This is a genomic window from Chimaeribacter coloradensis (genome assembly GCF_002858715.1).
Classification (GTDB): domain Bacteria; phylum Pseudomonadota; class Gammaproteobacteria; order Enterobacterales; family Enterobacteriaceae; genus Chimaeribacter; species Chimaeribacter coloradensis.
Window position 1 is genome coordinate 19,402 of sequence record NZ_PJZH01000035.1, and the last position, 7,946, is coordinate 27,347.

Consider the following 7,946-nt stretch of genomic DNA (forward strand, 5'->3'; position numbering starts at 1 on the left):
CAGGGAGATAGCATGTCAACCAAAGCGCGTTTTTTTAAAAAGGTGCAGCAGAGCAATACCGTCACCGAGCTGGATGAACGGTCGCTTGAAGCGGATATTCAGGCGTTTTGCCGGCGCATGGAGAGCTTTGCGCGCCAGTTGGGCCACTGGTTTGAAGGCTCCGCCATAGAGGTCATCGTCGCGACAAAATATCTGCATGACCTGAGCACCATCGGTTACAGCCTGAACAGCGGCGCGGTCTGTTATGAGATCACCACCATTACCCTGCGGCACGGCACCCGGAGCGTCACTATCATGCCGGAACAGCTCCGCCAGGGGCGTGAGAAAGGGTGTGTGACGCTGACGGTGGACAGCGCCGCCGGAGTCGCCGGCAAACAAAAATACTCTTTATGTATGGCACCTGAAAGCGGCTGGCTGATCCGCGAAGAAGCCCAGACACCCGCTGACAGCATCCCGCTCACTGAAGACGTGTTCTTCCAGACCATCGAAAAGCTGGCCTGAAAAGCCACGCATCCCACAACGCTGACCACATGCCCGCCCTTGCGGCACAGGTGGTCAGATGACGCCTATTCCTTAGGAAAGAAACGCTTATGACAGACAACGGTGACCGCATCGTGAAGACGGGCGGCGACCCGCGGGCGCTGGTGGATTTTATCGCGCTACGTGAGGAGATCAGTAAACTGACCCACCCGGCACGCCCGGATGTGGAGTGGAAACGGGTGGAGCAACTCTGCCTGTCGCTGTTCCGGCAGAACGGGGTAGAGCTGCAAACGGCCGCCTGGTATACCCTGGCGCGCACGCATCTGGCGGGAATGCACGGCCTGAATGAGGGGCTGGCAATACTGGAAGCGTTGATTATTCATCAGTGGGGCATGCTGTGGCCGCAAACAGAGCATGTGCGGCTGGAGATTCTGGCGGTGCTCAGCCGGCGTTTGCTGGCGGTATTGCGTACGATGAACCTGACCTGCGCCGCGTTGCCGCTGATTTATCAGGCGGAGCAGCATCTGAATCGGTTACAAGATCGGTTGCAGCGCCTGGAGTTAAAAAATGCCGGGCAGCTGACGGCATTGGCGGTGTTTATGTATAACGCTGCCGCGCGGCTGCAAAAGGGCGAGGCCGGCCATGATGACGTCACTTTACCGCCTCCGGCCACGCCCCAGCGCTGCAGCCCGGCGGTGCCGGAACCCTGGATATACGTTGCCTGCGACGCGGCGGCCACCCCGCCTGAAAATGAGAGGGTATCAGTGAAGCCCGCCCGTCAGTGGAAAGGCTTTGCGGCAGGCATGCTGACCACCCTGATTATCGGCATCGCAGGGGTGTTATGGCACGGCCAGCGGGCGGCATCTCACGCCAGCCTGTTACCGATAGCGGCCAATGCTCATTCCCTGGCAGAGCTGGCGCGGCAGTCGCCATTATGGTTACACCATTATGGGTTTATGCTGGCCGCACAGGCCAGGCCACCGGAGTCCGGGGCGCTTAAAGCACAATGGCAGCACCAGATTACAGCAAATGCCCTGCCGCTGGAGGCGCTCTCCGGTTGGCATCAGGGTATGGAAGGGCTACGGGACCTGACCGCCCGGCTTAATGCCTTAGACGAACGTAAGGGAAAATACCTGACCGGTTCAGAGCTGAAGTCGATGGTATTTGCCATCACCCGGAATTTTGAGCGCGCTGTGCCGCTGGAAGAGCAACTTTATCTGCTGAACCAGACGAAGCGCGGCGAACGCTTACCCGCAGATCAGGTATTGCAGGCTGAAAACCACCTGAACCAGCTGCTTAACCGCTATATGTTGATAACGCAGCAGGCAGAGGGGCAGGATACCCCACGGCAAGGAGGGGGCGGCCCACTGTAGCTGGTGGCTTAGGCGGAAAGTGAGTGATAAAAGAGACTGGTCTGTGAGCCGGCCTCTTCCCGGCAGGATGGCGCTACGCCATGATGGGACTACGCGCGCATAGTCCCAAATGTAGTCCCAAACCATCAGGCTAAAACAGTGGCATACCGGTAAATACCGGGCAACAAAAAACCCGCAAACTCAGTGAGGATGCGGGTTTTTGTGGGGTTTCCGTCAGTAACCGGTACTGTCAGAAGAGATTGTTGGTCGGCATGAGAGGATTCGAACCTCCGACCCCCGACACCCCATGACGGTGCGCTACCAGGCTGCGCTACATGCCGACGCTATGGGCCACTATACTACCTTTTCCCGCTTCGAATGCAAGAGGGTAGCCCAATGACTGCTTTAGTTTTAAGCAGTTAGTCGGCAATAAAGCGCTTCTCATCTGTCAGCACCTGCAACAGCAGGGCCAGTTGCGGCTTCTGATTTTTAATCTCGCGGCCATCGATGTCATACACCCGGTAGTCACCGCCGGCGTCCAGCAACAGCGTTTGCGTAGGCGTCGTCACCAGCAGGTTGCCCCTGTCACCGGTCGTCACCCAGGCATGGCGGCGGCGGGCGGCAAACAGGTCTTCACCCTGTGAATAGTCAGCCACTGACGTCTGCACATGCAGCAGGCGTTGCATCAGCGTGGCCATGACATCCTCATGGCTGGTGAGCTTACTGATGCTCTGCGCCGGGGTACCCGGCCAATGCACAATCAGCGGCACCTGCAACTGCTGGCGGCTGGAGCCGTCGCTCAGGCGGCCCTTGTCATTAAAGGCCACGCCGTGGCTGCCGGTGATCACCACCACGGTTTTATCAAGCTCACCCCGCGCGCGCAAACTCTCCAGCACCGCCGCGATCTGCCCATCCATCTGCTGCGCCGCTTTGCGGTACTGCTGGGCGAGGGCAGGGGCGCTCAGCGGTTTGTCCGGGCGCGTACTGGTTAACGCCTGGCCGATGCCGTTAAAACCGAGATAGGAGAACCACGGCGCGTTGCCGGTGCGGCTCTCCAGCCATTGCTGCCATTGCTGGCGCGTCTGGCTGTCGCTCTGTTTTACCGCCGGCGGCAGGGAAAAGTCTGCCAGCAGCGCCTGCCGGTAGAGCATGCTGTTAAAGCCGTCTGAGGAGAAGAGGCCGAACTGGTAACCCTGGCTGCTCAGGGCATTAATCAGCGCACTGGGCTTACGCGCGGCGAGAATGCCGTCCAGATAGGTCGGAGAGATGCCGTAAAACAGCCCAAACAGGCCACTGTCGCTGCGGCTGCCTGCACTGTAGTGCTGGGTGAAACGGGCATTGTCCTGCGCAAAACGGTCAACCGCCGGCATGGTTTGCGCCAGCGCGTCTGCACGGAAACTGTCCACCACAATCATCAGCAGGTTATAGCCGCTGCCGCTGTCGCGGAAGCTGATCTCATTCAGCGGATACTCCACCGCCAGCGCTTCCGGTTTACCCTGTTCTGCCATCCGGCGCTGGTACTCCTGCGCATCAAGCAGGCCATGCTTCTCCAGGAACTTCCTGGCCGTCATGGGGTAGGAGAGCGGCAGGTTAGCGCGCTGCATGGTGATTGGCCGGTAGAAGTTTGCGTCCGCCCAGATATAAAGCAGGTGTGAGCTGAAGAAGCTGGCAATAAACAGCGCCGCCAGCGGCTTACCGAAGCTGCGCCGGTTAAGGCTGCGCAATTTCTGCCAGGCCCAGGTACCGAACAACATCTCCACCAGGAAAATCACCGGCACGCTGATGAACATCAGCTGCCAGTCACGCGCCAGCTCGCCCTGTTCCGGGTTGACCACCAGCTCCCAGACCACCGGGTTGAGGTGCAGGTGGAAGCGGGTAAACACCTCGCTGTCCACCAGCAGCAGCGTCAGCCCGGCCGTGGCCAGCGCGGCAGAGAGAAACCTCAGCAGCCGCTGGGACATCACCACGAAGGTGAGCGGGAAGATAATCAGCAGATAGGCGGCAAAGCCGATGAAGCTGAAGTGGCCCAGCAGGCTGGCCAGGGCGTAGATCCGGCCGGTGAGCGAGGCGGGCCAGTCAGAGACAAACAGGTAGCGGCTGCCCAACCCCAGACAGAGCAGGATATTGAACAACGCAAACCAGTGCCCCCAGCTGATCATCTGGGAGACTTTTTCGCGATAGCGCTGGCTATTCTTCACCATACAGGGATCGGGGCGGCTGTAAGCTTAATGGGCTTTATCTTCGCGGACCGACGCCTGTAACGCATCAGCAAAAGAGCGCGCCAGCTGTTTACGCTGTGCGGGTGCCACGCTGGTATTCAGCAGGTTGGTCACCATATTGCCCAGCACCATCAGGGAAAGATCGGTCGGGGCGCGGTGTTTTTCAAGAACGCTTACCAGCTCGGCAAGCAGTTGTTCGACGTGTTCGTCGCTGTAACGGGATGATTGTGGCATAGTTTACTGTGCTTCTCGGCCTGACAAAGTCCAATATCTTAACGTATAGGCGCGTGACTTTCCCCACTTTTATAACATTAAGCCGCCAAAGCCGGGAAGTGCTTCTCAGGCTGCTGCTTTTAAGTTGCAGCCGGCCGCCTTCAGTGTTTGAATACGCGCCGCACGGGGGCTGCCCCCATCAAGACAGGAGAACGCACCATGAGTCTGGATATCGGCCAGATCGCCTTACACCAGTTGATCAAACGGGACGAGCAGACACTTGATGTGGTACTGCGCGACTCCCTGCTGACCACCAACGCCGCCGTCGATGAGATGATGGCGGAGTTGCACCGCGTTTACAGCGCCAAGAGCAAGGCGTACGGCCTGTTCAACGAAACAAGCGAGCTGGCAGAGGCGCTGCGCGGCTGCCGCAAAGGCGATGAGACTTTCCTGGCCTTTACCCGCGCCGCGACCGGCCGCCTGCGGGACGAGCTGGCAAAATACCCGTTTGCCGAGGGCGGTGTGGTGCTGTTCTGCCAGTACCGCTACCTGGCGGTGGATTACCTGCTGATTTCGGTGCTGAACAACTGCCCGAGCATGCGCGTCAACGAGCAGCTGGACATCAGCAGCACCCACTACCTGGACATCAACCACGCGGACATCGTGGCGCGCATCGATCTCACCGAGTGGGAAACCAACCCGGAATCGACCCGTTACCTGACGTTCCTGAAAGGGCGGGTCGGGCGTAAAGTCTCTGACTTCTTTATGGATTTCCTTGGCGCGGCCGAAGGGCTGGATACCAAAGCGCAGAACCGTGGGCTGTTGCAGGCGGTGGATGACTACTGCGCCGAGGGCCAGCTGGACAAGAACGAGCGCCAGGCTTACCGCCAGCAGGTCTACAGCTACTGCAATGAGCAGTTGCAGGCGGGGGAGGAGATCGCGCTGACTGAACTGGCGCAGGCGCTGCCGCCGGTAGGTGACCGCGACTTTAAACAGTTCTCCAGCGACGAAGGCTACCAGCTGGAGGAGAGCTTCCCGGCGGACCGCAGCACCCTGCGCCAGCTCACCAAGTTTGCCGGCAGCGGCGGCGGGTTGAGCATCAATTTTGATGCGCTGCTGATGGGCGAGCGTATCTTCTGGGACCCGGCCACCGACACCCTGACCATCAAGGGCACGCCGCCGAACCTGCGCGACCAGTTGCAGCGCCGGCTGAGCAACGGTGAGAAATAACGCCGCCCGGTGAATGCCGGGCAATAAAAAACGCCGCAATTGCGGCGTTTTTTATTGGCGGTTGCCCCAGCGTCCCAGGGCCATCACTCGGTCGGCTTACGCGCGAACGAAGTCGATGTGAGCCAGTTTCGGCTTGAACGGGTGACGCTGTACAGCCTGAACTTTTACTTTGGTCTCTTTACCGTCGATAACCAGAGTAACGATGTCGCTATAAAATTCAGCTTTCACTTCCATGTTCTTCACGGAATCATGGTCCAGCTCGATAGCGATCGGTGCTTCAGTACCGCCGTATACGATTGCCGGGAATTTGTTAGCTGCACGCAGGCGGCGGCTCGCACCCTTACCCTGCTCTTTACGAGTTTCTACATTGATAGTGAACATTGTTTTTTCTCTTTAAGAAAATTAACCCTGCTACAGGCGACCCAGCAACAGGTTGGATATTTCAGCGTTATTACCGGTTATCGGCAACAAAGCGGGCGGCATTTTAACGGATTTGCCCCGGCGCGGCAATGAAAACCCGGCCACGGCGGCGGATTGTTGATAAAAAAGCGTCAGCCGCGCAGCTCGTTGGCACGGCGGTAACGCCCCTGATAGTCGAAGACTTTCTCACGGATCTGCCAATAGTGGCCGCGCTGGCGGGCCACCACAAAATCGGGGTGGCGGAACAGGACCTGCTGCGCCAGCACATCAGCGGCGGTCTGCCAGTTAAAGGGCACGCCCGGCGCGCGCTGGTGCGGCCGTACAAACAGCTGCTGGAACGCCATCCGCTGCGCCGGGGTGCTAAGGCGGAAGCGCTCACTGGCGCTGGCACCGTCTTCATCATAATAGGTGACGTTCAGCCACTCCCCTTTGGCGTCGCGCCCGCTCTCCAGCGCCATGCCGCCGCAGCGCAGCACCAGGGCATCTTTCAGCTTCAGCGCCGCTTTCAGCATGTCGTCGGGGTCCACCAGCACCTCGTTGCACTGGTGGCAGCGCCGCGCGGCGATGTCATTCTCTGCGCCGCAATGCGGGCAGCTTTTGGCCCGGAAGCGGAAATCACACTGTTCGCGGTGCCCCTCGTCATCCTCCATCCAGCCCTGGCAGCGACGGCCGAAATGCTCAATTACCGTGCCGTCCGGCAGGGCTTTGCCCCAGAAGAGGTTGGCGAAGCCGCAGGCCGGGCAGAAGACCTGCACCGGCTGGTTATCCCCGGCGGGCTTGCTGCTCCCGACCTCCGGCGTGAAGAGGTCATGCGGGTTCCCGGCATAATCGAGGATCAGGCAATCTGTTTTGCCGGGGTAGAGGCGCAGGCCGCGGCCGATAATCTGCTGGTACAGGCTCACCGACTCCGTGGGCCGCAGGATGGCGATCAGGTCAACGTGCGGGGCGTCAAAGCCGGTGGTCAGCACCGCCACGTTCACCAGGTAACGCAGTTCCTGCTGTTTGAACGCCTCGATCAGCCGGTCACGCTCGGCGGGCGGGGTCTGGGCGCTGACCAGCGCCGCCTCGCCCGGGGGCAGCAGGCCGTGGATCTCCCCGGCATGCTCCACGGTGGCGGCGAAAATCATCACCCCGCGCCGGTCAGCGGCATACTCCACGATCTGGCTGATAATGTGCGGCGTGATGCGCTGCTGCTGTTTCAACTCGCGGTTCAGTTCTGCCTCGCTGAACAGGCCGTTGCTGTTGGCCTCCAGGCGGCTGAAATCGTAATGCACCACCGGCATGTCGAGCCGCTCCGGCGGCACCAGAAAGCCGTGCTTGATCATATAGCGCAGCGGCAGCTCGTAGATGCAGTCGCGGAACTGGCTGTTCTCATCGCCGCGGGTGATGCCGTGGTAGTGGTACTGGTAAATCCACCCCTTGCCGAGCCGGTAGGGGGTGGCGGTCAACCCCAGCAGCCGCAGGTTGGGGTTGGCACGCCGCAGGTGCTGAATAATCTGCTGATACTGGCTTTCATCATCATCGCCGATGCGGTGGCACTCATCGATGATCAGCAGGGAGAAGGCGCCGTCGAACAGCGGCAGGTTACGCGCCACTGACTGTACGCTGCCGAACACCACCTTGCCGCTGCTCTCTTTCTGTTGCAGGCCGGCGGCGAAGATGTCCGCCTCCAGCCCGTAGGCGCGGTACTTGGCGTGGTTCTGCGCCACCAGCTCCTTGACGTGCGCCAGCACCAGCACCCGGCCGCGCGCCAGCCGCGCCAGCTCCGCGATCACCAGGCTTTTACCGGCTCCGGTAGGCAGCACAATCACCGCCGGTTCGTGGTGCTTACGGAAGTAACTCAGGGTGGCCTCAACGGCCTCGCGCTGGTAAGGGCGAAGGGTAAATGACATGGCTGGGGTTCCTGCGGAAAAGAGGGGGCATCACCCGTCCAGTATGCCAAAGCCGCGGCCGCATGGCGACCCTGACGGGCAGATAAGCACCGCCGCTCTCTATGACAGGCGGCCCGCGCCGGGTATACTGGCGGGGTCAT

At 60.3% G+C, this 7,946-nt stretch carries 7 protein-coding genes and 1 tRNA gene; 3 read left to right on the top strand and 5 right to left on the bottom strand.

The window, feature by feature from the left end; translation table 11 throughout:
- The first annotated feature begins 12 nt into the window (after positions 1–12).
- Together CYR32_RS19470 and CYR32_RS19475 are read left to right on the top strand one after the other, a co-directional pair.
- Entirely contained in the window at positions 13–501 is a 489-nt protein-coding gene (locus CYR32_RS19470; RefSeq protein WP_101826779.1) for a hypothetical protein, read from the top strand.
- 89 nt (positions 502–590) lie between these two features.
- On the top strand, positions 591–1,853 hold the full coding sequence (locus tag CYR32_RS19475; protein ID WP_101826780.1) for a VasL domain-containing protein: 1,263 nt from the start codon (positions 591–593) through the stop codon (positions 1,851–1,853).
- A gap of 243 nt (positions 1,854–2,096) precedes the next feature.
- On the opposite strand, the gene CYR32_RS19480 is transcribed toward CYR32_RS19475, so the two are convergent.
- The 3 genes from CYR32_RS19480 to CYR32_RS19490 all read right to left on the bottom strand — a co-directional run bounded on the left by CYR32_RS19480 (position 2,097) and on the right by CYR32_RS19490 (position 4,285).
- A tRNA-Pro gene (locus tag CYR32_RS19480) sits at positions 2,097–2,173 on the bottom strand.
- A 78-nt stretch (positions 2,174–2,251) separates the two neighbouring features.
- Positions 2,252–4,033 (bottom strand): LPS biosynthesis-modulating metalloenzyme YejM, encoded by a 1,782-nt coding sequence (gene yejM, locus CYR32_RS19485; RefSeq protein WP_101826781.1) that lies wholly within the window; start codon positions 4,031–4,033, stop codon positions 2,252–2,254.
- Between the two features lie 24 nt (positions 4,034–4,057).
- Positions 4,058–4,285, bottom strand: a complete 228-nt coding sequence (locus CYR32_RS19490; protein WP_101826782.1) for a YejL family protein — start codon at positions 4,283–4,285, stop codon at positions 4,058–4,060.
- Between the two features lie 198 nt (positions 4,286–4,483).
- Between CYR32_RS19490 and yejK the strand changes: the two genes are divergently transcribed.
- Complete coding sequence (gene yejK, locus CYR32_RS19495; protein WP_101826783.1) at positions 4,484–5,494, top strand: nucleoid-associated protein YejK; 1,011 nt, start codon at positions 4,484–4,486, stop codon at positions 5,492–5,494.
- Between the two features lie 96 nt (positions 5,495–5,590).
- Here the strand turns inward: yejK and rplY are convergent, their stop codons facing one another.
- On the bottom strand, positions 5,591–5,875 hold the full coding sequence (rplY, locus tag CYR32_RS19500) for a 50S ribosomal protein L25 (RefSeq protein ID WP_072933636.1): 285 nt from the start codon (positions 5,873–5,875) through the stop codon (positions 5,591–5,593).
- A gap of 170 nt (positions 5,876–6,045) precedes the next feature.
- The gene (gene radD, locus CYR32_RS19505) at positions 6,046–7,806 is read right to left on the bottom strand and encodes a DNA repair helicase RadD (RefSeq protein ID WP_101826784.1); all 1,761 of its coding nucleotides are present in this window, start codon (positions 7,804–7,806) and stop codon (positions 6,046–6,048) included.
- Between the last annotated feature and the right edge of the window lie 140 nt (positions 7,807–7,946).

Bases quoted from the DNA above. Each gene is read 5' to 3' on its own strand.
- CYR32_RS19470 (WP_101826779.1), top strand. From the start codon at position 13: ATGTCAACCAAAGCGCGTTTTTTTAAAAAGGTGCAGCAGAGCAATACC.
- CYR32_RS19475 (WP_101826780.1), top strand. From the start codon at position 591: ATGACAGACAACGGTGACCGCATCGTGAAGACGGGCGGCGACCCGCGG.
- yejM (WP_101826781.1), bottom strand. From the start codon at position 4,033: ATGGTGAAGAATAGCCAGCGCTATCGCGAAAAAGTCTCCCAGATGATC.
- CYR32_RS19490 (WP_101826782.1), bottom strand. From the start codon at position 4,285: ATGCCACAATCATCCCGTTACAGCGACGAACACGTCGAACAACTGCTT.
- yejK (WP_101826783.1), top strand. From the start codon at position 4,484: ATGAGTCTGGATATCGGCCAGATCGCCTTACACCAGTTGATCAAACGG.
- rplY (WP_072933636.1), bottom strand. From the start codon at position 5,875: ATGTTCACTATCAATGTAGAAACTCGTAAAGAGCAGGGTAAGGGTGCG.
- radD (WP_101826784.1), bottom strand. From the start codon at position 7,806: ATGTCATTTACCCTTCGCCCTTACCAGCGCGAGGCCGTTGAGGCCACC.